The organism is Halobacteroides halobius DSM 5150 (genome assembly GCF_000328625.1).
Lineage (GTDB): Bacteria > Bacillota > Halanaerobiia > Halobacteroidales > Halobacteroidaceae > Halobacteroides > Halobacteroides halobius.
Window position 1 is genome coordinate 1,734,413 of the sequence record NC_019978.1, and the last position, 26,085, is coordinate 1,760,497.

At 33.1% G+C, this 26,085-nt stretch carries 16 protein-coding genes; all 16 read right to left on the reverse strand.

Annotation, left to right across the window (positions count from 1 at the left end; all coding sequences use genetic code 11):
* Positions 1 to 21: 21 nt before the first annotated feature.
* Complete coding sequence (locus HALHA_RS08405) at positions 22 to 1,797, reverse strand: ABC transporter ATP-binding protein (protein WP_015327368.1); 1,776 nt, start codon at positions 1,795 to 1,797, stop codon at positions 22 to 24.
* A complete protein-coding gene (locus HALHA_RS08410; protein ID WP_015327369.1) occupies positions 1,797 to 3,560 on the reverse strand; it encodes an ABC transporter ATP-binding protein in 1,764 nt (587 codons plus the stop codon). Before HALHA_RS08410 ends, HALHA_RS08405 begins: the two co-directional genes overlap by 1 nt.
* Before the next feature lie 192 nt (positions 3,561 to 3,752).
* Positions 3,753 to 5,129, reverse strand: coding sequence for an arabinan endo-1,5-alpha-L-arabinosidase (locus HALHA_RS08415; RefSeq protein ID WP_015327370.1), 1,377 nt, complete (start codon positions 5,127 to 5,129; stop codon positions 3,753 to 3,755).
* Positions 5,130 to 5,238: 109 nt separating this feature from the next.
* On the reverse strand, positions 5,239 to 6,753 hold the full coding sequence (gene arfA / locus HALHA_RS08420) for an arabinosylfuranosidase ArfA (protein ID WP_015327371.1): 1,515 nt from the start codon (positions 6,751 to 6,753) through the stop codon (positions 5,239 to 5,241).
* Positions 6,754 to 7,013: 260 nt separating this feature from the next.
* Positions 7,014 to 8,978: a methyl-accepting chemotaxis protein gene (locus HALHA_RS13050; RefSeq protein ID WP_015327372.1), complete on the reverse strand. Its 1,965-nt coding sequence runs from the start codon at positions 8,976 to 8,978 to the stop codon at positions 7,014 to 7,016.
* 25 nt (positions 8,979 to 9,003) lie between these two features.
* Positions 9,004 to 9,441: a hypothetical protein gene (locus tag HALHA_RS08430; protein ID WP_015327373.1), complete on the reverse strand. Its 438-nt coding sequence runs from the start codon at positions 9,439 to 9,441 to the stop codon at positions 9,004 to 9,006.
* Positions 9,442 to 9,455: 14 nt separating this feature from the next.
* On the reverse strand, positions 9,456 to 11,768 hold the full coding sequence (locus tag HALHA_RS08435; protein ID WP_015327374.1) for a CBM35 domain-containing protein: 2,313 nt from the start codon (positions 11,766 to 11,768) through the stop codon (positions 9,456 to 9,458).
* Positions 11,769 to 12,615: 847 nt separating this feature from the next.
* The gene (locus HALHA_RS08440) at positions 12,616 to 14,082 is read right to left on the reverse strand and encodes a glycoside hydrolase family 43 protein (protein WP_015327375.1); all 1,467 of its coding nucleotides are present in this window, start codon (positions 14,080 to 14,082) and stop codon (positions 12,616 to 12,618) included.
* Positions 14,083 to 14,279: 197 nt separating this feature from the next.
* Entirely contained in the window at positions 14,280 to 16,460 is a 2,181-nt protein-coding gene (locus HALHA_RS13055) for a lipocalin-like domain-containing protein (RefSeq protein WP_015327376.1), read from the reverse strand.
* A gap of 356 nt (positions 16,461 to 16,816) precedes the next feature.
* Positions 16,817 to 18,979, reverse strand: a complete 2,163-nt coding sequence (locus HALHA_RS13060) for a family 43 glycosylhydrolase (protein WP_015327377.1) — start codon at positions 18,977 to 18,979, stop codon at positions 16,817 to 16,819.
* 86 nt (positions 18,980 to 19,065) lie between these two features.
* Complete coding sequence (locus tag HALHA_RS08455; protein ID WP_015327378.1) at positions 19,066 to 19,911, reverse strand: hypothetical protein; 846 nt, start codon at positions 19,909 to 19,911, stop codon at positions 19,066 to 19,068.
* Positions 19,912 to 20,284: 373 nt separating this feature from the next.
* On the reverse strand, positions 20,285 to 21,766 hold the full coding sequence (locus HALHA_RS08460; RefSeq protein ID WP_015327379.1) for an alpha-N-arabinofuranosidase: 1,482 nt from the start codon (positions 21,764 to 21,766) through the stop codon (positions 20,285 to 20,287).
* A gap of 38 nt (positions 21,767 to 21,804) precedes the next feature.
* A complete protein-coding gene (locus tag HALHA_RS08465; protein ID WP_015327380.1) occupies positions 21,805 to 22,845 on the reverse strand; it encodes an ABC transporter ATP-binding protein in 1,041 nt (346 codons plus the stop codon).
* A complete protein-coding gene (locus tag HALHA_RS08470; protein WP_015327381.1) occupies positions 22,838 to 23,851 on the reverse strand; it encodes an ABC transporter ATP-binding protein in 1,014 nt (337 codons plus the stop codon). The genes HALHA_RS08465 and HALHA_RS08470 overlap by 8 nt, the downstream gene beginning before the upstream one ends.
* 32 nt (positions 23,852 to 23,883) lie before the next feature.
* Positions 23,884 to 25,008, reverse strand: a complete 1,125-nt coding sequence (locus tag HALHA_RS08475) for an ABC transporter permease (RefSeq protein WP_015327382.1) — start codon at positions 25,006 to 25,008, stop codon at positions 23,884 to 23,886.
* Positions 25,009 to 25,019: 11 nt separating this feature from the next.
* Positions 25,020 to 26,003, reverse strand: coding sequence for an ABC transporter permease (locus tag HALHA_RS08480; RefSeq protein ID WP_015327383.1), 984 nt, complete (start codon positions 26,001 to 26,003; stop codon positions 25,020 to 25,022).
* Positions 26,004 to 26,085 lie beyond the last annotated feature (82 nt).

Consider the following 26,085-nt stretch of genomic DNA (forward strand, 5'->3'; position numbering starts at 1 on the left):
ATATAACATAATCATAACCTTTTAAATAACTCGACTATACTGAGCCTTATATAACTCATAATATGCCCCTTGACTATCCATTAGTTGATCATGACTTCCAGTTTCAATAATCTCACCATTATCAATAACCATAATCCTATCTGCATTTCTAATTGTTGATAACCTATGAGCAATAACAAAAGAGGTTCTACCTTCTAAAACAGCTTCAGTAGCCTTTTGGACAAGTATCTCTGTCTGAGTATCAATACTTGATGTTGCTTCATCTAGAATTAAAATACCTGGGTTTGACAAAATAGTTCGTGCAAAAGAAATTAACTGTCGTTGCCCCACTGATAATCTTGAACCTCGTTCATTAACTTCAGTCTGATAACCATCTTCTAATTCAGTTATAAAGTCATGAGCATAAACCGTTTTCGCTGCCTCAATTGCTTCTTCATCTGAAGCATCAAGATTACCATATTTAATATTATCCATAATTGGCCCTGAGAAAATAAAAGTATCTTGCATCATAATACCAATCTGTTCCCTTAGCGATTTAATGGTTACACTCTGGATATCAATACCATCTATTAAAATACTTCCTGTATCTATATCATAAAAACGAGTTAACAAATTAATAATAGTACTTTTACCAGCACCTGTTGCACCAACAAAGGCTATTGTTTCCCCTGGTTGAACCTTAAAGTTCAAATCTTTTAGTATTCTTATATCTTCTTCATAACTGAAGTTAACATCTTTAAATTCTACTTCTCCTTTTACTGGCGGAAGAGGAATAGCTTGTGGTGCATCTACTATATCTGCATCTGTATCCAATACATCAAATATTCTCTCAGCTGCAGATCCAGCAATTAAAAGCTGATTATAAAAATTACTTAAATTAATGATTGGTTGCCATAATCTCCAAACATACTGCAATAAAGCAATTAAGGTACCAATTGTAATTATACCTTGGGTTAGATAGTTCATTCCTACTAGATACATCAGGATTACACTAATCGTATTAATCACAATAACCATTGGAAATACACTATGGGATAACATAACTGCATGCATCCATGATTCACGACTATCCTCAAGCAAATCTTCTGCGATATTACTATTTCTATCTTCTCTAACAAAAGCTTGTGTAATTTCCATTCCAGTAATACTTTCATGGATATAAGCATTTAAGTTAGAATTCTTCTTTTGTACCTTTCGCCAACCAATTCTAATCCTTTTCTTCATTAAAAATACAACTAATACTAATAATGGCATTACAGTTAAAGCTATCATTGTAAGCCTAAAGTGAAGACTAAACATTATAATTAGAATAGCTACAAATTTAAACAAATCAGTTATTATATTGATTAACCCATTCTCCAGTATCCCCTGCAATGAATTTACGTTATTCATAACTCGAACAATGATTTTACCTGCTGGTTTAGAATCAAAATAATTGAAAGATAGATTTTGAATATGCTCAAATATCTCTTTTCTAATATTTTTAATAACTTTATGTCCAGTCTTACTCATCAGTATTACTCTATACCTGACACAAACAGCATTAATTACCAATAAAGTAATATAAACTAAACTGATCCAAAGCAATCCTTGTAAATCACCGGTACCTATATACTTATCTATTGCTACCTTAGTAAGATAGGGCCCCATTAGATTAGAAAAAGCTGCTACTGCCATTAACACAACCGCGATCAAGACTTTAAACTTATAAGGCTTTAAATATTTCAGAAGTCGTCTAATATGATGAGGATTAAATGACTCTAATTTCTCATCTTCAAAATATCTATTTCTAGCCATTATGAAACCTCCAATTTCTCTTCAAAGTATCCACCATCAGCAATTAATTCCTTGTATTGTTTCTCAAAAATATTATAATACTCACCTTTTAATTTTAAGAGTTCTTCATGAGTTCCTCTCTCAGCAATCTTACCATCTTTAAGGATAATAATTTGATCAGCATTTCTAACTGATGAAATTCTGTGAGCAATAATAAATAATGTACTTTTATCATCCATTTCTTCTAGTGCTTCCTGAATTTTATGTTCTGTCTCCATGTCCACTGCCGAAGTAGCATCATCCAGTATTAAAATAGGGGATTCTTCTAAAACAGCTCGTGCTAATGATACACGCTGTTTTTGTCCACCAGAAAGACCCATCCCTCTTTCTCCTACAACTTCTTGATAACCTTCATCTATCTCTTCAATAAACTCTTTAGCTCCTGCAATCTTTGCTGCTTCCTTGATTTCATCTAATGAAGCATCAGGGCTACCATAAGCAATATTATTCTTTATAGTCTCAGAAAATAAAAAGACATCCTGCATAACTATACTAACTTGTTCTCTTAAATTTTTTAAATCAAAATCCTTAACATTTATATCATCTATACAAACTTCACCCTCAGTTACATCATAATAGCGAGCAATTAAATTAATTAAAGAAGATTTACCACTTCCTGTTGCTCCCATAATTGCTACTGTATCATCAGGTTTAGCATGAAAATTAATATCCTTTAAAATATATTGATCATCATATCTTAAAGAAACATCTTTAAATTCTATCTCACCTTTAACTTGATCAACAGTAACTGGATTTTCTCCATTTTCAATTTCAGATTCTGTTTCTAAAATATTAAATATTCTTTCTCCAGAAGCTATTGCTCTACTTATCATATTTACTAAACGTCCTAGTAATCTCATAGGCATGATTAACATCCATAAATAACTGTTAAATTGCATCCAAACTCCTATTGTTATCTCACCTTGAATTACTAATCTACCACCAAAATACAATAAAAAGACTGTACTGGCCCCACCTAAAAATTCAATTATAGGGAAATACTTGGCCCAAATTTTAGCTGCTCCATAATTTTTCTTAAAATAATCATGATTCTCTTCATCAAATTTTTCCATCTCATGATACTGCTGGTGAAAGGCCTTAACTATTCTAATTCCTGATATATTTTCTTGCACAGTAGAGTTTAATTCAGAAAACTGCTCTCTAACCTCACTAAAAGCCGGTTTGATTCTTCTTGAAAGACGATAAGCAAAGAAGGCAATAAAAGGACTTGTTGCTAAGGAAATTAAAGTTAATTGTACATTCTCTCTAATTAGAACAATCCCTACTAATAAGACATAAAAAACACATCTGATTAACTGAATCATACCCTCAGCAATAACAAGTCTAATTGCATTCATATCACCTGTCATTCTAGACATTAACTCCCCAGTTCTATTTTCATTAAAGAAACTAAAAGATAACTTTTGTAAGTGATCATAAACTGACTGTTTTAAATCTCTAAGTGTCTTTTGCGAAAGCGCTTCAATACAGTACCTTTGAATAATAATACATAAAGATCTTAATAAAGTAACTCCTATATAAGCTACTAGTAACCCTGTTAATAGTTGAGTTTTACCATTAGTAATAACATCATCAATGATTCTTCTGTTTAAATAACCTGGTACCATTGATGCTCCAACATTTAAAATAATAAATATTATACCACTATAAAACAAATAGCTATACCCTCTAACATAATTCCATAATTTTTTAAATACTTCCACTTTTTACACCTTCTTATCTGCTAATTAATATTACCAACATCAATTTTAGTTTGGAATTCGTTTTCTTCTACAATCCTATCTCTTAAATTCTTAGCAAAAATTATACTGCCAGCACCAATTAAAGGTATTTAGCATCAGGCAACCTCATTATCCTCTTACATTCTTCACTAAAAAATTGAATTATTATTGATATTAACTATTACGCTTACCCCAAATAGCTACCCCATCTTGATTTAATCCAGTAAAGACAAGAGTTGGATTCCAATTCTCCCAATCCCAAGCAGAAATCATTTTAACTTGATAATTATTTTTTTCTCTCTTATTAACTACTAAATTAAATTTTAAGCTATAATCATCAACCTGATGCCAAGACCCACTCCCAATTTCTCCAGTTATTTTACCATTCTCTAAAAATTTTAAATTCTCTGCTTGTAATTGCTTATTTCTATCTGGATCCATAATAATTATTTCCCAATCTCCTACTACTTCTTGTTGGGGAACCTTTTGTAATTCTTCTCCAGCAAATCTTTCAGGGGATGCTACAGGCCAACCATCATCAGTCCACAGTATCTTTCTCACATGTAGATATGACCACTCTGGTTTCTTTCCTCCTCGAGCATGATGAACAATATAATAATCATCTTCATCTTTTAAGATTGAATTATGTCCTGGTGCTTGCCAACCTTCATCATTAGCAAAAGAATAGCCACCAACAATCTTAGTTCCTACTCTAGATTGAGGTTCGAAGTCAGTATCAGTCATACAATTACCTTGATAGTCTAGATAAGGACCAGTTATCTTATCTGCTCTTCCTACTCTAATATTATAATCAGTAAACAAAGAATCATAGGAAACAAAGAGATAATACCTATCAAATTCTTCATTATATACTATATAAGGGCCTTCGATAGCACCTTCTACTTTAGAACTCCTTTTAGCTATTAAATTTCCTCTATTATAATTAATTAATTTTCCTGTATTTCGATCGATCCTTGTTACATATATACCACCAAAAAAAGAACCATAGACCATCCAAGGTTTACCGGTCTTAGAAAAGAATAGATTAGGATCAATAGCGTTAGGGGTATCACCAGAAGCATTAGGGTCATCATCAGATTTAGTTTTAAAGACCTCACCTGCTGTAGTCCAAGGTCCTGTAATAGATTTACTTTTAGCTAAACCAATTAAGGAATGATTTGTACCAAATTGAGAAGCAGCATAATAAAGATAATAATCATCACCAAATTTTACTACATCTGGAGCCCACAGATTTTGAGCATCTGTCCAATCTTTAGCTTCTTTAGGAATACCATCTAAAGCGTAACCTACCCATTCCCAGTCTATTAAATTCTTAGAGCGCCTAATTTGAAGTCCTAATTTAAGTGGATTCTCCTCACTACTACAGACTTTCCTATCAGTAGAAAAAGTATAATACCAGTCTCCATCTTTAACAATTGCCGGATCATGTACATTATTGATCATCCAACCTTCTTCATCATTTACTGTAGATGAATCATAGAGAGGATAATTAGGAGGAGCACTAGGATATTTAAATTCATAATTTTTCATTTAAAATCACCTCTTAATTAAATAAGAATCCATAATAACTTCAAAATCTTATAATAGACTCTTTAGATATTATGGATTCTTATATCAGATTATACTACTTGTTATTAAATTATTTATTATTTTTTAATCTAACTACATTCCAAGAAAGTTTAGATAAATCAGCTACAACCTTATTATCTTTAACTGTTGCATTTCCATTGGTATGAGGGGTTACATTATCAGGATTATCTGCTGTATTACGAGCTTTAACATCTTCATTTTCTAATACAATATGCTCTACTACATCATAATCTTCAAATCCTTTTAAGTCACATTCAAAAGCTAAATCCTCTTCTTGAGATCTATTTACTGCAAAAATAGTTAGTTCATCATCTTCTTCATTCATTACACTAACAGCATCTAAAAAAGGTACCTCATCAAAATCTTCACTATCATAAGTTGGAGAAGAAATAACTGAATCTAATACAGTACCTCTTCCGTATTTAGAAGCGTGAAGGTATGGATAATAAATAGTCTGCATCCAGACATCTCCACCTTCCTCAGTCATAATAGGGGCAATTACATTAACAAGCTGAGCCAAGCAGGCCATCTTTACTCTATCTGCATGCTTTAATAAGCTCATTAACATCATACCTACTACTAATGCATCTTCAAAAGTATAAATATCTTCTAGTTGTGGCGGCGCAGTCTGCCAAGGCTCAAGCTTTTTATCTGCTTCATTAGAATGGAACCAAACATTCCATTCATCAAATGATAAATTTATTTCTTTATCACTTCCTTTTTTAGCTTTCACATAATCACAGGTAGCAATTACTGATTCAATAAAGTCATCCATTCCTACTGACTGAGCTAAGTAATTCTCAAGATCTTCCTCTCGATTACCAAAATACTGGTGAAGAGAAATATAATCTATGTGCTCATAAGTGTGATCTAAAACAGTTGCCTCCCACTCTGCAAAAGTTGGCATCTCTCTATAAGAACTTCCACAAGCTACAAGTTCAATCTCAGGATCAACTTGCTTCATAACTTTAGCAGTTTCACAAGCAAGACGTCCATACTCATCAGCTGTCTTATGACCCAACTGCCATGGACCATCCATTTCGTTACCTAAACACCAAGTTTTAATGTTATGAGGTTCTTCATAACCATGCTCTTTTCTTAAGTTACTATAGTAACTTCCACCTGGATGATTACAATACTCTAGTAGATTACGAGCTGCATCTATACCTCTCGTCCCTAAATTAACAGCCATCATTACATCAGTATCTGCTTTGTTGGCCCAATCCATAAATTCATTAGTTCCCACTTCATTGGTTTCAATTGTTCTCCACGCTAATTCTAATCTATTTGGTCTATCCTCTAGTGGGCCAACTCCATCTTCCCAATTATAGCCAGAAACAAAGTTACCTCCAGGATAACGAACAATCGGTACATCTAACTTTTTAATCAACTCCATTACATCTTCTCTAAAGCCATCTTCATCTGCCGTTGGGTGATCAGGTTCATAAATACCTGTATAAACTGCACGTCCTAAATGCTCTATAAAAGAACCATAAATTCGATCATCAACTTCTCCTACCTTAAAATTCTTATCCAAATTCATTTTTGCTTTATTATCGGCCATTATAATTCACTCCCTTTTTTTAATTAGATTAAGGTAACTTTCTTATTTATCTTATTCCCTTATAATCATTACTAGTTATTTTCTAACCGTTTAGAAAGTAAACAAAAAAACAAATTTTTATTTCTAAGCGATTAGACTAATTATAACTATTTTAATTATATAAACAATAATAAATAATGTCAATGTTAATCCTATACTTTTTAGATAATTTTATACCACCTCCTTGCAGAAATTATAAAAATGATTATATATTACTATTACTACACACTAAATTTTTCTACTGACTCTTGTAATTTATTAGCCATTACAGTCATTCTTTGCGAAGAAGCAGCTACCTCATTAGACATTTCATTGATATTTTGAGAAGTATTAAGTAAATCGTTACTATTACCAGTCAATTGTTTTGTTAAAGCAGCTGTCTCTTCAATTTGTAAGGAAGTATTCTTTATTGCTTCTCTTATCCTCTTAAATACCTCTCCAGTATCTTGCACAACTTCTTTTCCTTCTTCAGCTTTTACTTTTACACCTTTAATAGCAGTTAACCCAATATCTGATTTACTTTGAATTTCTTTAACTATATTGGCTATCTTATTAGTGGCCTGAGAAGTTTCTTCTGCTAAACTCCTAATTTCATCTGCAACAACTGCAAATCCACGACCATGTTCTCCAGCTCTAGCTGATTCAATTGCTGCATTTAAAGCAAGAAGATTTGTTTGCTCAGCAATATTAGTAATTAATTCTACTATTTGACCAATTTCTTTTGAGTCATCATTTAATTCATTAATAACCTTTACCGTTTCAGATACTTCTTGATTAATTTCTTCAATATTATTAATTGTTTTTTCTATATTTTGATGACCAAATTTGGCTTCTAGGTCAGCCTCCTTAGATACTTCTGTTACACTTTGACTACTAGCAGAAACTTGTTTGATACTAGTTGTCATCTCTTGTAAGGTCTGATTGGTATTCTCTATCGCTGCATTACTTTCTTCAGCTGATGCTGATAGTTCTTCACTATAGGCAGAAATATCTTCTACTGCTTCTAATAAATTAGTTACCATCTCTTTTAAGTTATTACGCATTTGATTGAGAATTTTAACTAAACCACCAATCTCATCATTAGATTTTACTTCTAAACCCTTGATATTCAAATTCCCAGCAGCAATTTCTTCAGCAAAATTCTTTGCTTTAATAATTGGATTAGTTATATACTTAACAAAACTAACCGTTACAGCTACAGCCACTAGAATACCTAATAATGAAATAACAATAAGCATATTTCTAATCTTTCCAGAAGAAGAATTGATTTTATTTACAGGAATCTTACTCACCAAATATAAATTTGTTCCTTCAATTTTATTTATAATTTGATAATTACCTGCAACAGTTTCTTTTTTAGATACTACTTTACTTTCTATTTGCTTTAAATACCACTTGTTATTTACCTGTTTAGTCAATAAATCTTTATCTTGATGATTTAAAATAATTCCTTCCTTATTAATGAGTGAAACAGCACCATAGCTACCTAAAGATGTCTTTAAATTATTAGTAAATAAGTTTAAAGAGATACCTATAACACAATAACCATTTATCTTCTCTTTTGAACTGCCACTATAGATAGGAGTGCTTAATAATAATAAAGGTTGGCCCTTTGTATATGCTAGTTTACCAAAGTTTAAGTTCTTATATTTACTAGCCTTTAACTTTCTACCAATGTATTTTCTCATCTTTTCTCTATTGGCCAGACTAGTTACTCTAGAATCAGCAATTACTATTCCATCAGCAGTTGTAATATAGCCTAACTTAGCAGCCTCAATCAATTCTAGTTTATTCTTTAGTTTCTTACCAGTTTTATACATAAAAGAATCATTGAATAATAATCCCTTAAAAGTAAGTGCTCCAGTAGGGGTTGTCATTTCTGCATCTGCAGATAAGTCTTTATTTTCAAATCCAGCAGCCATACTAATAAAAACAGTTATCATATCATCATCCAATAAAGAAGTAATTTTACTCTCTATCCTTTCTGTAAAGTTTATAATATTACTTTTTTGATACTGGTTAATAGTGTTAATCTGATCATTAACTCGTTCTAAAATAGCATTTGTAGTATATATATTAACCATAAAACTAACAGTTGATATTATAGCTACTATTACACTAATTATAACTAAAGATATTTTCCATTTTAAATTTAAGTTTTTGAATTTCAACTTTAAATTATTCAATCTAATCCCCCTTTAATGAATACAATTACTCTTGATTATTTAAACGATAAAAATATAAACTTATACTTCCAATTACTAATCCTACACTAACAACTACCCAATCTGTAAGCATCATCTCTAAAGGAAAAGCAAGTTGATAAATCAAAATAATTAAAGGAAATAAATACATTTCTACTGCTGTAACTAAAGAAAAATTTTGGACTAAACTATCTTTTTTAACACCTTTATCATAATAATGATAGGTAAAGAGGGCACTCCCTAACCAAACAATAGCTAATAGCAAAAAAACTGGAATACCAATATAAACTTTAGTAAATTGTATTGCACCAGCCCCCTCTAAATACCCAGATTTAAGCATTCTAATATTAACAACATTTGTTGCCATCATAAAAATAACAAAACCTATTACATTAGAGACTATCCACAACCAAAACATAATTAATTGCTTATAAATTTTTTTCATTTTAACACCCCCTCTTAATTAAAGAGATTATAGTATATCTCAATCTTATCAATATCAGGAGCAAATCCAGTATCATTAAAAAAGGTTATTCTATTATCTCCAGCCTTTAATTGAACATCAACAACAGTTGTCTGATAATAGTTCCAAGCAAAAGTATTCCGGAAATAAATTCTTTTAGACCTATTTCCATTTACATTTATATCTGCAACTCTATCTACTATATCAACATTGTAATCATGACCACCTGATTTTTCAGCATTTGCATAATAGATAACCAGCTTATAAGATCCAGCTTCAGAAACATTAACTTGATTAAAAGTCAAACTGTTTTCTGCTCCCTGTCCAATCTTTCCTACATATTCTCCTCCTGAAGCATACTTATTCTTTTTTATTGTAGCTGTTCCTTTTAGAGTGTTAAGACTAGACTCTGCTTCATAGGCAGAGATAGGTCCTTCACCTTTTTTCAACTCAATAGTATCAACACTAGCATTACAACAAGAAATAAGATTGATACCAGCCTGCAAAAAGATAATTTGCTGATTACAATTTGATTTTAAAACATAGTAACCATTCTCTTTAACACTTATAACAAAGCCTTGATCTTGATTAAAAGCATAACTTTCTATATAACCTACTCTAGAAAACTGATTATTGGTATCTGATTCTAGATAAGTTAGATCAATCTTATCAAGATCTACTGATAAGTTGGCCCTACCTACTGTAGAGCTATACTTAGCAAAAGTAATAGTATGAACTCCTACTTCAAGATGAAGATTAATAGCTTTTTTACTTTCATACTGCCAATCAACAGTTGGAGGATACTTTGTTATATCCCACTTACCATCATCAACCTTTAATAACTGTTGAGCAATATCTCCATGGCCATTACCATAGAAGATTTCCATTAAATAATCTCCTGTATCAGGCACTTCAACAGTAAATTCAACTTGACTACCATCTCTAATAATATCTCCTACCCGTTGGCCTTGAGCATTATAATTCTGTTTAGGATTATAGAGATTAGTTCCATCAAAGTAGCCACCTGAATAAATACTAGCATTAGTTACTTTAGCATCCTGTGCCTGATAACTAACCTGCCATGGTTTCTGATAATTAGCCCCTTCACTATTAGCAGTTATTATCATCTGATAGGCTGCTGATATATCCATATCAGGTATTCTTACTGTCAATTTGCCATCAACTACTTTGTAATTACCTGCTAATTCAAGATTTGGCCCGTTAGATGCTCCCTTTTGCCCTGTCCATTCAGTAGATAAAATCTTAACATGAACACTATCATTAAAATAAGATTTATTATCAATACCTTCAATAATTATATCAGTATCTCCATCTGCTCCACCTAGCAGTAAACGAGCTTCTTGTTTATCATTGTCTAAAGAGGCAATCCCTTGCAAGCCAGCTTCATTCTTCTGAGGAGGAGTTACTTCTACAGTATGGCCTGCCATATCACTATACCACTTATATAGCCACCATGCTCCAGTAACCTTATTATTCTCAACTGCTAAATCATCAAGCGCTCCAGCATCATGCCAATAGGCCAGACAAGCATCAACCTTGCTATCTTCAAAACGGGCCAACCACTGAATCAATTGGCCTGGTACTGATAAATCCATAAAAGTTCCATACTCATTAATAGCAATCTCCTTTGGGAAAATTCCTAAACTCTCTTCAATATTTCGATAAGAATTATAGTGCTTATACCAATCGACATAAAAATGAGTATCTAATTCATGCCATGTAATAATATCAGGCAAACAATTATTTTCCTGAGCAAAAGCCATAAAATCAGCATAAAATTCTTCATTATAATAGGAATTATTCGAGCCAGCAATTAAAGCAGTAGCATCAATTTCCCGAATCTTCTCGTAAACTAATTTCCAATCATTAAAGAACTCTTCTTTTTTATCATCCATATTATACCAGATAGCATCAGGTTCATTAAAAGGAACATAGACAAATAGATCTCGGTGAGAATGGTTAGCCACTTGTTCAGCAATCTGCTCCACTTTAGTGAGGTAATCATCAATGCCTTGATCTTCATAAGGCCAATCAGCATAAATATCTTGTAGATAAATCTGAATCTGCTTTCCACCAGCTTTCTTATACATCTCAGCAACTTCAAAAGCATCGCCATTAGGATGTTGTAATCCTCCTGGTGGTTTTTGAGCAGCAACTTGTAAGTTTAAAGGAGCTAATACATTCTCACTAGGAATTCCATCATCACCTAAACCATATAAAAAGCCAATTCCTCCATATTTAATCTCTCCTGTATCTTTAGTTAAATCCACTTTTATTCTATCTTTCATCAGACCACCTCATATTTGCAAATATTATTGAAAGTTGCACTTCTCAATGAAGCATTGTGTGGCTTTTTCCTTCAATAGTTTTTGTTCATTTCATTCCAGGTAAAATGAGATAAACCAAATCATAGATTTACTTACTTATATCTATTTTACCTTTCATTCGAACCACATAAACAAAAACCATAAAATAGTCCAAAAACCTAACAATGCCTTTAATAATTGCTGGAGAGGGTTTCGCAACGACTCTTAAATTTTTCATTAATGAGTCTTAATAAACTGGAATAAAAATAAGGTTTGATTAGCTTAACCTTATTTTTATGGAAGTAAGCTTAGACAAATTTTGAGAAATTCATCTAGTGAGAAATCCTCTTTCAGAAATCTAAAAGTTAAACTATATATCAATTAAGCCACATTTAATATTTAATGGCTATAAGCTTAAACTAAATTAGACCTAAAGATTTATAAAATTACTTTTTCAAATAAAGCACTAAAGGCACTCACATTCCTTTTTAGCCTTCTATTCCATTGATTAATTATTAAGGAAAATATGAGAATCAATAACACCAAGATAAATAGAATCACCAAAAGTTTTTTCTACTTCTTCTCTATATTCTTCATTTCCATAATCTTTGACTAATATTCCCTTGCTCTAAAAAGCCAAAACCAAATATGTTACATTATGTGATGAATTGATTTTTAAATTTTCTGTTTTTCCTGTCACTAGTAACTTATTAATAAAATCAACTCAAACTTTTATAAAACAAGAATTGTACTAATTGCAACCTAGAAATTTTGGTTTAATTATACAATTTATTGGTTTAATTCATAACCTAGTGCTCATGATATAAAATCATTGAGGAATCTGACTACCCCAAATTGTTACTCCTCGATTAGATAAAGCACTGAAAGTCATTACATTTTCTCTAAGACCTCTATCTAATTGTTCTAAAAATACTCCATAATAAGTATTACCATTAATGGTAATATTAACTGTATAATCACCAGTTAATTCCCAAGTTCCTTCAACTGCTCCTGTAATAGTACCATCAGCAAGCAACTTTATATTCTTAGATTTAGTTATATTCCCATCTCCAGTTTGAATATCCTTACCATGATTAACATATTGATAAGTTCCTACTACATCGCTTTCAGAATATACTCCTACATCTTCTCCCGTATAATTATGCGGTGTAATTACGGGCCAATCTTTTGAATTCATTAACATTTGATGTGATCTAACCTGATGTCGCTCTCCATGACCAGGGTAACGAGTATGGAAGATAACATACATCTTGCGAGTTTCCTGATTGTAATATGCCGAATTATGTCCTGGAGAAACATAACCAAGGTTTGATTCAAAAAATTTAAAGTTACCAATTAATTTAGCACCATATGGCTCAATTGCTTCATCATCAAAAGCAGTATCTCCATGAGCATTAATCATATTATGACCTTGCACATCATAATAAGGACCATCAGGATTTTTAGAACGGGCAACCCTAATATTATAGCCTCCATCTGAAGCAAGTCCACCATAACTTAAGAAAAGGTAATAGTAATCTGTCTTCGGACTATATAACACATATGGAGCTTCAATTCTACTATGATTGCCACCTAATAATTTCTTACCATAACCCTGTCCGGGCTTAGGCATACCTGTTGCTGGATCGAGTTCTAAAATAAAGATTCCACCTGAATAAGAACCATATACCATCCATAGTTTTCCATTTTGATCATAGAAAACATCTGGATCAACTACATTAGGATGTTGAGTAGCATGGTATTCACCTGGATATATCTCTGCATCATAAAGAGTACCATCCTGATTATCTCCTGCCATTCCTGATTTTAATAACAACTGTTTCTTCTTATAAGGTCCATCCACATTATCTGCTACAGCTACACCAAGAGCAGATCTAGGAGAACTACCTTCACACATATTATAGTACATATAGTATTTACCGTCTGCTTTAAGTTGAATTACATCAGGGGCCCACAGAGTATTCGTCTGTGCCCAATTTAATCCTGCACTTAACTTTTCGGTAACATTAGGAATAAGGGGATTATCATCATGAACATGACTACTGTATTGTTCCCAACTAATTAAATCATTAGAATAGCCGGAAGCTAAATGAGATCCAAAAACCCAATAGGTATTATTAACCTTAATTACTGAAGGATCATGGACAGCTGTACTATTAGGATCTAATGGTACCTTATTAGCTGTATCAGCATCATCTGAACTACAAGCTCCCAAAACACTAACTAAAGATAACAATAAACAAATAATCAATAACTTTTTGCTTAATAATTTCATTAAATCACTCCATAATGAAAAGTAATATAAGAATTCATACTGGGAGCAATTTTTATAAAATTTATAAAATTATACTTGCCTAACTTTGTAAATAACTAGTTAAAATCAAAATCCAATACATCTTTAATATATGAATACAAATATTTTAACTTTGGTTTCAATTATCCAATATCAATTCTCATTTGTTCGCTTATCAACTATTCTGGTATCTCACTACCCCAAATTGTCACACCTTGCTTAGATAAAGCACTGAATGTCATTACATTCTTCTTGAGTCCTCGGTCCCATTGTCTTAAAAATGCACCATGATAAGTCTCACCATCGATAGTAATGTCAACTCTATAATCACCAGTCATTTTCCAACTACCTTCTACTGTTCCTGTAATAGAACCATCTGCATTTAATTCTATCTGCTTCGATAGATTAATATCTCCACCAGGATTACCAAAAGTAGCTTGAATATCATGGCCATGATTGACATACTGATAAGTTCCTACTACTTGCTCTGTAGAATACTTTCTAGCAGTTTCTCCTCGATAAACATGAGGAGTAATTACAGGCCAACCTCTAGAGTTCATCAGCATCTGATGTACCCTAACTTGGTGTCTTCCTCCTTGACCAGGGAAACGTGAGTGAAATACAATAAACATTTTATCTTTCACTTCATCATAAATAGCTGAATTATGCCCTGGAGAAAGATAACCTAACTTAGACTCCTGAAATAAGAAGTTACCAATTAATTTAGCTCCATATGGCTCAACATTTTCCCAATTATGTCCATCAATATTATTTTTAACAAAGTCTAGCTCATTAGTTCCTTGATAATCACTATTGTGCCCTTGAGGGTCAGTATACGGACCATCGGGATTTTTAGAACGAAATACTCGAATATTATATCCCCCATCAGCAGCTAAAGTACCAAAAGATGCAAACAGATAATAGTACTCTGTCTTTGGATTATATTGAATATAAGATCCCTCTATTGGAGCTTCATTCCCACCTAAAATTCTTTTACCATAACCTTGATTAGGATAAGGTTTACCAGTCTGAGAATTCATCTCTAAAATATGAATTCCACCAGCATAAGAACCATATGTCATCCATAATTTACCTTGATCATCAAAAAATACCTGGGGATCAATAGCATTAGGATGAACATTAGGATTATGAGAGACACCTTCTAAGTTTTCTTGCCCTTTTTTATATGATTTAATTACCAATCCTTGATATTCATAGGGCCCCTCAATATTTTTAGCTATAGCTAAACCAATAGCTGATCTTATTGCTCCCCAAGTACTAGAACTAAAGTATAGATAATATTTACCATTTAACTTGATTGGACTTTTGGCCCAAGTGCTTTCGGCATCTGGTTCAGGCCATTCTAAAGCCTCTTTTAACTCTTGTTCAGGATTAGGAATAATTGGATTATCTACAGTAAAACCATTTGAAATTGATTTCCAATGAATTAAATCATCTGACTTAGCAGCACCTAAATGAGAACCAAAGACATAATATGTTCCTTTGTCTTTAATAATCATTGGATCATGAACTGCTACACTATTTTGATCTAACTTTACTCTAGTCTTATTTTCAACTGGCTCTTTAATCTTTGAAGCACCCTTAGCCAATTTTTTTACTCTTTCTGCTTTAATAGCAGTATTATAAACTCGCAAATCATCTAGCTTACCTTTAAATGGAGCATCCCAGTAATTAACTCCTAAAGCAAATTTAGCTTTCTGATTAGTAAATACATCAGGAAATCCTGAGTCAGAAAATCTCTCTTGACCATTAAGATAAACTTTTACCTCACCTTGATTCACCGTAATTGTTAAATGACTCCACTGATCTGTTGGTATTTTCAAACCAGTTGGTGCATCATACCAGTCTTCTCCAGACCACAGCATTGTTTCTCCTATTGGCCCATTAGGTACAATACTAATCCATTGGTCTTTCGCTTGAGCCCCAAAGAAAGTCGTTGTAAATTGAGTAATCTTAGCAGGATTAACCCACAAAGCAACACTATAAACATTACTAGAAATTAAACCATCTGGTAAACGAATCCCTGATTTACCATCAAAGATAGCAGCTTGATCTCGCTTCCCTTCCCCATAAGAGATTAAAGCACCATCTTCCTCATTAATTCTATTTCCAACTACTTTACCTTCTTCAAAATTACCAGTTTGATCTGTTAGCTCTTGATTAAATGTATAGTGGGCTACTAAACCTGAAGAATCTGCTTGCTCTGTTTCTATTGATTGTTCTGGTTGTTCCTGTTCTACTGGCCCAGAGGACATAGCTTTTACAAAAACAGGAGTTATGCTCAATACTAAAAGAAATGATAGCACTAATGATAAAAGTGTTTTTCTTTTCTGATTCATATTTTGCCTCCTTTAGTTATAGTAAAGTGTAACTTAATTGATATATAGTTGCATTTCTCAATCAGGCATTGTGGGGCTTTTTCCTTAAATAATTTTTGTTCATTTCATTCCAGGTAAAATGAGATAAACCAAATCATAGATTTGCTTATTCATATCTATTTTACCTTTCATTCAAAGCATATGAACAAAAACTATAAGACAGTCCAAAAACCCCATAATACCTTTAGTAATTGCTGGAGAGGGTTTCGCAACGACTCCTAAATTTTTCATTAATGAGTCTTAGTGAACTGGAATAAAAATAAGGTTTGGGTTAGCTAATTATCTATTTTTGATTAGCTTAACCTTATATATATCAATTATTTCTGAGGAAGCTGACTACCCCAGATTGTAATACCTTGGTCTGATAAAGCACTGAATGTCATTACATTTTTCTTAAGTCCTCGATCCCATTGTCTTAAAAATGCACCATGATAAGTCTCACCATCAATAGTGATAGCAACTCTATAATCACCAGTCAGTTTCCACGTTCCTTTTACTGCTCCTGTAATAGAACCATCTGCATTTAATTCTATTTTCTTCGATAGATTAATGTCTCCACCAGGATTACCAAATGTTGCTTGAATATCATGACCATGGTTTATATATTGATAAGTACCTACTACTTCTTTTGTAGAATATGCTTTTACAGTTTCGCCATTATAACGGTGAGGAGTAATTACGGGCCAACCTCTAGAGTTCATCAGCATCTGATGTACCCTAACTTGATGAATTGATCCATGTCCAGGAAAACGAGTATGGAAAATAATATACATTTTACCACTTTGTTTATCATAATAAGTTGTATTGTGTCCAGGAGATAGATAACCTAAATTAGACTCAGTAAATACAAAATTACCAATTAATTTAGCTCCATAAGGTTCAGCGTTATTCCAGTTTCTACCATTAATATCCTTCTTTATAAATTTAGTCATATTATGACCCTGAGGATCAAAATAAGGTCCATCAGGATTTTTAGAACGAGCCACTCGAATATTATACCCGCCATCTGCAGCTAAAGTACCAAAAGAAAGAAATAAATAATAGTATTCTGTCTGTGGGTTATATCGAATATGAGGTCCTTCCATAGGAGCATGATTACCACCAGCGATCCTCTTACCATAGCCTTGATTTGGTTTAGGATATCCTGTGTTTGGATTCATCTCTAAAATGTACATTCCACCAGAATAAGAACCATATACCATCCATAACTTACCTTGAGCATCAAAAAAAAGATGAGGATCAATCACACCTGGATGAATAGAATTATCAAATGGCTTTCCCTTAAGTTCTTTACTTGGCTCTCCATTTTCATACTTTTTAAGCAATATACCTTTGTACTTATAAGGACCTTCTATATTATTAGATGTAGCTAAAGCAATGGCTGATCTGGCAGATTCCCAATGAGCAGTACTAAAATATAAATAATATTTATCATTTAATTTAATAACATCCTTAGCCCAAGTGGTTTCTGCATCTGGATTTGGCCACTCTAAAGCTTCTTTTAATTCTACTTCTGGGTTAGGAATTATCGGATTATCCTTACTCCAACCATTTCCCACCTGTTGCCAATTGATTAAATCTTCTGATTTAGCTACGCCTAAATGAGAACCAAATATATAATATTTTCCATTTACTTTTATTACTGAAGGGTCATGAACTGATACATCATTATTATCTAACTTTACTACAATATCATCTTTAGCTGATTCTTTTATTTTAAGGGCTCCTTTAGCAAGATGCTTTATTTTTTCAACTGTAATAGCACTATCATAAATCTGTAAATCATCCATCTTACCTTTAAAAGGAGCGTCCCAATAATTAACTCCTAGAGCAAATTTAGCTTTATCATTAGTAAAGACATCAGGAAACCCTGAATCAGAAAATCTCTTCTTTCCATTAACATACACTTTTACTTTACCTTGATTAACAGTAATTGTTAAATGACTCCACTGGTCTGTTGGAATTTTCAAACCAGTTGGTGCATCATACCACTTTTCTCCTGACCACAGCATTGTTTCTCCTATTGGCCCTTTGGGTACAATACTGATCCACTGATCCTTTGCTTGAGCCCCAAAAAAAGTAGTAGTAAATTGTGTGATTTCTTTAGGATTTAACCACAATGCTACACTATAAGTATTATCTTTAATTAAACCATCTGGTAAACGGACTCCAGATTGACCATTAAAAACAACAGACTTACCTCGCATTCCTTGAGCATAAGAAATTGAACCACCATCTTTCTTATTGATACGATTGCCAACAACCTGACCTTTTTCAAAATTACTAGTTTTATCCATTAAGTTCTGATTAAAAGTATAATGAGCTACTAGACTTGTTGCATCTGTTTGTTTAGTCTGCTCTGATTCTTCTGATTGTTCCACTGGCCCAGAGGACATTGCATTTACAAAAACAGGAACTACAGTTATTAATAATAGCATTAATACTGTCATTGACACAGTAAAATTTAATTTCTTCTTCATTTTTTCCCTCCTATCATATTAAACTTAAGGGACTGTTAATTAACAGCCCCTTAAATCTTTTCATTATATGCAATTGATCATACTAATTAAAAGTTATAACTTACACCTGTTTTGAAGAAGACTTCTCTATAGCCAGTATTACCAGACCATGTTTCATCAAAATCTTGATATACATTAGCATCTGCTTCTAAAAGAAGACCATATCCAATTGGTCTATTAGCATACATTCCAAACTTATAACTTTTCCAATTGTTGAGATCATCTGTATGATATCTTATTTCAGCATAAGGCTTTGCAAATATCTTTGTTCCAGAGTAATATTTAGCAAAATTTGTCCATAATCTAACCTCTTGAGAAGATAAATCATCCATACTATCTGCTAAAAATAACCCAGTTGAACTAGTTCCTCCAGCTATATCACGAGCATACATAAAATCCGCTTCAATCCATTCATTTCTTTCAGAAGCACCAGTATCTGCTCTATTAGCATATAATGCTCTTACCTGTACTCTTGACTTATCAGTTAAGTCATATCCAACCCAACCATTTACTTTGTATTCATCCCAACCAGTTGCAGCCGCTCCATTTTTCCCTTGTACATAAATAAATTCTCCACCATACCAACCCCAATCGGTCGTTGCATTATAACCTGGTCTAATCTCTACTCCCATCTCTCCATTATGATCTCCATTTTCTGGTCTAATTCTCCAAGATACAAAATCAAAGTTAAAACCATTCCAAGCAGGTGAAGTGAAAGTTGAATCACTCATTACCCATTTCGTATGATTATATTCCCATCCACTATCATTAGTTCTATTTACTATTTCTACAAATGTCCTAAATGTACCATTAACTTCAGCCGCCATTGATACTGTTGAGAATGCTGATACCATCAATAATACCGCCAACAATAATCCAAGTTTCTTCTTCATTATTATCTCTCCTTTTATAATATTTTAATTTTCTAACACCTCTACTGTACCTTCTCAAAAACCAAACTCCCTACTAAATTAATTAAATCTACCTACTCTAAATTATCACCCCCTTATAGGAGGAGTGATTATTAACTTGTAAGATTATAATCCCTCTCTTTATTTAACAATACGTTAAGAACTATTATAAATCTCATTGATTGTAATTTTACTAAAAAATAATTGTTATGTATTATTACACCATTTTATTATTTTTAAATTTCAGTAAATTAAAAAAATAATAAATAAAGATACTATCTTAAGAAAAAACATTCTACAGGTTGAATAAATCAACCCGTAGATATATATATATTAAATTAAGGGGTCAACATAATTAAGATAGTGATAATAAAACTACTGATTTCTCAGGTAATACTACTTCAAATCCATCTTCTGTTAAGTTAGCATTTGTAAATTCAGTAGGTTCAACTAACTCTGGATTATCAAAAGTATTATGAGTATCTAATTCAGGAGCAGTCAAAACTCGACCTGTTATATCAGCTAGATTACCTTCTACACCAGCTAATCTAGAATTGATTTTAACCTCTTGATTAGGATTCATATTACAAATAGTTATATTAATTGTTCCTTCATCGTCTTTAGATGCAGAAGCACTTACTGCAGGAATCTCTTCATCTTTATATTTATATTCTTCAGATTGTAAGTCTAGAGATAATAAAGTAGCATCTTGGTGAACCTTATACATTTCAAAAACATGATAAGTTGGAGTTAAAATCATTTTTTCTTTATCAGTTAAGACCATAGATTGTAATACATTTACGGTTTGGGCGATATTTGCCATCTGTACTCGATCAGAATGATCATTGAATATATTTAAGGTTACACCTGCTAATAGAGCATCACGAAGTGTATTTTGCTGATAAAGAAATCCTGGATTAGTACCTTCTTTAACTTTATACCAGCCACCCCACTCATCTACAATTAATCCTACTTCTTTATCTGGATCATACTTATCCATAATTGTACTATGCTTTGTTAGCAATTCGTCCATGCGTAGTGTCTTCTGCATAGTCTCAAACCATTCATCTTCTGCAAAACCTGTAGCAGCTTTCTTATTATCCCAGCCGCCTGGATGGACATAATAATGAAAACTTAAACCATCCATAAAGTCACTTGCTTCTCTCATTAAAACATCTGTCCAATTATAGTCATCAACGTTAGCTCCACAAGCAATTCTATAGATCTCGTTATCACCATAATCACGAACAAAGGTCTGATAACGGCGATAGAGGTCAGCATAATACTCAGGACGCATAAATCCGCCCCAACCCCAGTTCTCATTTCCAACACCAAAGTACTTTAACTTCCAAGGCTCATCTCTACCATTTTCTCTTCTCCAATCAGCCATTGGTGATTGACCATCAAATGTCATATACTCTACCCATTGTTGCATCTCTTGGACTGTACCACTACCAACATTACCACAGATATATGGCTCTGCTCCAAGCCTATCACATAAATCAAAAAACTCATGCGTACCAAAGTGGTTATTTTCTACTACTCCACCCCACAGAGTATTAATAATCTCAGGTCTCTCCTCTCGCGGGCCAACTCCATCTTTCCAGTGATACTCACTAGCAAAACAACCACCAGGCCATCTTAACACAGGAATATCAAGCTTCTTTAGAGCTTCCAATACATCAGTTCTAATCCCCCCTGTATTAGGGATTTCAGAATCTTCACCTACCCAGATTCCTTTATAAATACATCTACCTAGATGTTCTGCAAAATGACCATAAATATTTTTATTTATCTTTCCTTTTTCTACATCAGCATTTAAAATTAATTTATTCATAGTTAACTCCCCTTCTTTTATTTATAGATGATAAGTTTCTATTGTTCCTCTTCAATGCCCTTTAGTTCATTATGACCAGATAAATCTAACTCCTCAGCATAATGACAAGAAACATAATGTTTGGAATCACCGACTTGTTTCAACATTGGTTCCTCTATTTTACACTTATCTCTAGCATAAGAACATCGTGGAGCAAGATTACAACCCTGTGGTGGATTAGATGGATCCGGTACTGAACCTTCTAATCTAACTCTCTGTCTTGAAGAACGAGGATCACCTTCAGGAATTGATCCTAATAAAGCCTCAGTATAAGGATGAAGTGGATTTTGATAAATATCATCTACATCAGCAAATTCAACAAGCTTACCAAGATACATGACCATTACCCGATCACTTATATGCTCTACTACACCTAAGTTATGCGCTATAAATATATAAGTTAACCCCAACTCTTCCTGTAAATCAGACATTAGATTTAAAACTTGTGCTTGCACAGAAACATCTAAAGCAGAAACTGGTTCATCACAGATAATAATTTCAGGATCTAAAGCTAATGCTCGAGCAATACCTACCCTCTGCTTTTGACCACCACTGAACTCATGAGGATAACGATTCATCTGATAATCACTTAATCCAACCTTCTCTAATAATTCTCTTACTCGTTCAGTTCTTTCTCTTTTAGTTCCAATCTTCTGGACCCTTAAAGGTTCAGCAATTATATCACGAACTGACATGCGGGGATCAAGTGAAGAACTAGGATCTTGAAAGATCATCTGAATATCTCTTCTCAGTTTATCTAATTTAGCTGTATCTACATCAAGTAAATCTATAGCATGACCATCCTTATAATACTTAATACTTCCAGCAGTAGGAGTTGTCAACTTTAAAAGGCACTCTCCTGTAGTAGATTTACCACATCCACTTTCTCCAACTAAACCAATAGTTTCTCCCTTTTTAACTGAAAAATTAATACCATCTACAGCTTTTACATGACCAACTACTTTTTTTAGAAGACCTTTACGAATAGGAAAGTGTTTTTTTAGATTATCAACTTCAAGTATTACATCATTTTCATTCATATGATTCCTCTCCTTCCTCTTCAGCCAACCAGCACTTGACTGAGTGATCTTCATCTACTTTAAAGGTTGGTGGCATCTTTTTTCTACATTTATCTGTTGCCTGGGGACAACGGGGAGCAAAATAACAACCCGCAGGTAACTGATTAAGATCAGGTACTGTACCCTCAATTGGAGTTAATCTTTTCTTTCTTCCTACCTTGGGTATAGAAGCTAATAAACCTTTAGTATAAGGATGCTTAGGATTATAAAAGATATCATCTACTGGTGCAGTTTCCACTACTTTACCAGTATACATCACCATAATACGGTCTGCTATTTCACCTATTACATCTAAATCATGAGTAATAAACATAATTGCTGTGTTAAACTCTTCCTGTAGATCCTGCATTAAATCAAGAATCTGAGCCTCTATCGTTACATCTAAAGCGGTAGTTGGTTCATCTGCAATTAAAAAACTAGGATTACAAGATAAAGCCATAGCAATCATTGCTCTCTGGCGCATTCCACCACTTAATTCATAAGGGTATTCATCGACTCGTTGTTTTGGGGCTGGAATACCTACTTTAGCAATCATCTCAATAGCTATTTCTCTAGCCTCTTCTTTATCTACATCCTGATGCAGCAGAACAGCCTCCATAATCTGTGATCCAATAGTATAGACAGGATTTAAAGAAGTCATTGGTTCCTGAAAAATCATAGCCATTTCATTTCCTCGCATACTTCTCATATCACGACTATGAGGATTAAGAGAAGTAATATCTACAACTCCATTTTCTGCATAATAATTAATAGTTCCTGATTTAATATAACCTTTTGGTTGAGGAACTAAATTCATCAATGATAGAGAGGTAATACTTTTTCCGCAACCACTCTCTCCAACAACACCTAATGTTTCACCACGATTTATTTCAAAGTTAACATTATCAACAGCTTTAATAGTCCCTTCTGCTGTATCAAAATAGGTGCGAAGATTCTTAACCTCTACTAATTTATTGTTACTTTTCATAAGTCTAAATCCCCCTTTCTTTACTATAAAATTTAATGATGTGGATCTGCTGCATCTCTTAAGCCATCTCCTACAAAGTTAAATGCTAATACTGTAACTACCACAAATACAGCTGGTATGAAATACCAAGGATAATCAGCTAAAGAACGTATATTTTGAGCATTCATTAATAATACTCCCCAACTGATTGCCGGAGGACGTAATCCAAGACCTAAGAAACTTAAAGCAGTCTCACCTAAAATCATCCCCGGAATTGCTAAAGTTACACTAACTAAAATATAACTCATACAGTTTGGAATCAAATGGCGAAAGATAACTGTACCTCCCTTAGCACCAAAGGACCTAGCTGCTTTAACATAATCCTCTTCACGTAAAGAGAAAATCTGACCTCTGATTGTTCGGGCTAGACCAACCCAACCAGTAATAGATAAAATAATAGTAATAGCAAAATAAGTCTGAATAATTGACCAGTTTGGTGGAAGTGCTGCTGATAAAGCTAACCAGAAAGGAATCTTAGGAATTGCAAGTATAAATTCAATTACTCTTTGAATAATATTATCAACTACACCACCAAAATACCCCGAAATACCTCCAATTATAATTCCTAAAACCAAGCTAAGAAAAACTCCTACTAAACCAACTGATAACGAAAGTCTAGCGCCATATAAAGTTCGAGAAAATAAGTCCCGTCCTAAACCATCAGTACCAAAGAGAAAAACTTTTCCTTGCTCTGTACCAAAGAGATGAATATCTGTTTTAAATAATCCTAGAAATTTATACGTATCTCCTTTAGTAAAAAATTCAATAGGATATTTCTTACTTTTATCTTTCTTATAAACCATAGATAAAGTTTCTGGATCACGTTTACTTGTAAATCCATAGACAAATGGTCGTTGTAAACCTTCTTCTCCTATAATATGAATCCCGGCTGGAGCAATATTCGTAAATTCAGTAAAACGTTTATTAGGATCGTACGGAGAAATGAAACCACAAAATATAGCAAAGGTATACATAAGCAATAATATTCCTATCCCTAACATGGCCAGCTTATGCTTCTTAAAATCACGCCAAATTAATTGCCACTGTGAAGCTGGCTTTTTCGGCTCTTCTACTGCAACATTATCTTCACTTACTGCAATACTACTCTTTTCTGCCATCTTTCTCCCTCCTATTCATAACGTATTCTAGGATCAACTATTGCTAATAAAATATCTGAGATTAGTGTCCCAATCACAACTAAAGAACTTTGCATCATAATAATTGTACCTGCTAGATACATATCCTGAGATTTAAGAGCATCAAGTAGTTTAGGGCCAACAGTAGGTAGACCTAATACAATTCCAGCAATAGTAGCTCCAGAAATAATCCGTGGTAGCATCCAACCGATTGTACTAACAATTGGATTCACAGCTATTCTAGTTACATGTTTTACAATAACTACTAATTCAGATAACCCTTTTGCTCTAGCTGTCTGAACATATGCTTTGCGTAATTCATCTAACATTTGTCCTCTCATAACTCGAATAAGTCCAGCCATTCCTCCAGTTCCAACAACAACTATTGGTAACCAGATATGCTTTAATAGGTCAATAAATTTACCGAAGGACCAAGGTGCTCCCATATATTCCATCGAAAAGAGTCCGCTGAGATCTGTATTAAAATACTTAACTCCAATAAACATTAATAATAATGCCAATAAAAAATTAGGAATTGAAAGACCGATAAATCCAACAAAAGTGAAGATATAATCAAAAACTGAGTACTGGCGTACAGCAGCATAGATACCAATAGGAATTGCTAAACTCCAAGTAAATAAGATAGTGCCTAGTGAAATTAAGACCGTATAACCAATTCTTTCTTTAATTATCTGGGTCACTGGCACCTCTTGTTTAAAGGACATACCAAAATCTCCACGAGGGAAACCACTAATCCATTTAAAATACTGCTTGTAGGCAGGTTGACCTAATCCATAACGCTTTTTAAGTGCACTTATTCTTGCATCTGTTACCTCTCCACCAACTCTTTCCATTTCCGCTACATAGGTTTCCAAATAACTTCCAGGTGGTAATTTAATCACTAAAAAAGATACAATTGAAATAGCAATTAATAACGGAATAATAGTAATGCATCTTCTAATGATGTAATTTAACAATTTAACCCCTCCTTACTAAAAATTTTTAAAAGATATTACATGTGCTAAATTAATTTAGCACATGTAATATCTAAAATTAAAT

Bases quoted from the DNA above. Each gene is read 5' to 3' on its own strand.
- HALHA_RS08405 (WP_015327368.1), bottom strand. From the start codon at position 1,797: ATGGCTAGAAATAGATATTTTGAAGATGAGAAATTAGAGTCATTTAAT.
- HALHA_RS08415 (WP_015327370.1), bottom strand. From the start codon at position 5,129: ATGAAAAATTATGAATTTAAATATCCTAGTGCTCCTCCTAATTATCCT.
- arfA (WP_015327371.1), bottom strand. From the start codon at position 6,753: ATGGCCGATAATAAAGCAAAAATGAATTTGGATAAGAATTTTAAGGTA.
- HALHA_RS08430 (WP_015327373.1), bottom strand. From the start codon at position 9,441: ATGAAAAAAATTTATAAGCAATTAATTATGTTTTGGTTGTGGATAGTC.
- HALHA_RS08435 (WP_015327374.1), bottom strand. From the start codon at position 11,768: ATGAAAGATAGAATAAAAGTGGATTTAACTAAAGATACAGGAGAGATT.
- HALHA_RS08440 (WP_015327375.1), bottom strand. From the start codon at position 14,082: ATGAAATTATTAAGCAAAAAGTTATTGATTATTTGTTTATTGTTATCT.
- HALHA_RS13055 (WP_015327376.1), bottom strand. From the start codon at position 16,460: ATGAATCAGAAAAGAAAAACACTTTTATCATTAGTGCTATCATTTCTT.
- HALHA_RS13060 (WP_015327377.1), bottom strand. From the start codon at position 18,979: ATGAAGAAGAAATTAAATTTTACTGTGTCAATGACAGTATTAATGCTA.
- HALHA_RS08455 (WP_015327378.1), bottom strand. From the start codon at position 19,911: ATGAAGAAGAAACTTGGATTATTGTTGGCGGTATTATTGATGGTATCA.
- HALHA_RS08460 (WP_015327379.1), bottom strand. From the start codon at position 21,766: ATGAATAAATTAATTTTAAATGCTGATGTAGAAAAAGGAAAGATAAAT.
- HALHA_RS08465 (WP_015327380.1), bottom strand. From the start codon at position 22,845: ATGAATGAAAATGATGTAATACTTGAAGTTGATAATCTAAAAAAACAC.
- HALHA_RS08470 (WP_015327381.1), bottom strand. From the start codon at position 23,851: ATGAAAAGTAACAATAAATTAGTAGAGGTTAAGAATCTTCGCACCTAT.
- HALHA_RS08475 (WP_015327382.1), bottom strand. From the start codon at position 25,008: ATGGCAGAAAAGAGTAGTATTGCAGTAAGTGAAGATAATGTTGCAGTA.